Annotated in this window: 1 protein-coding gene; it reads left to right on the top strand. The window is 64.7% G+C overall.

The annotated features are described in order from the left end of the window. Window positions 1–255, top strand: a 255-nt coding sequence (locus tag ACMUOY_RS20695; protein ID WP_413894588.1) for a 4Fe-4S dicluster domain-containing protein, incomplete at both ends; no start/stop codon positions are given.

Genomic DNA, 255 nt, shown 5'->3' on the forward strand with positions numbered 1-255 from the left:
TTCTGTACCGCAACCTGCCCGACCTACCAACTGCTCGGTGATGAACTCGATGGCCCGCGCGGTCGTATCTACCTGATCAAGCAGGTGTTGGAGGGCAAGGCGGTGACGGAGAAGACCCGCCTCCATCTCGACCGCTGCCTGACCTGCCGCTCGTGCGAAACGACCTGCCCGTCCGGCGTCAAGTACAGCCATTTGCTCGACATCGGCCGCCAGGTGGTCGAGGACAAGCTGCCGCGCAAGGGCGGCGAGGCGCTG

The sequence above is a fragment of the Candidatus Skiveiella danica genome (assembly GCF_022705245.1).
Classification (GTDB): Bacteria; Pseudomonadota; Gammaproteobacteria; order Burkholderiales; family Burkholderiaceae_C; genus Skiveiella; species Skiveiella danica.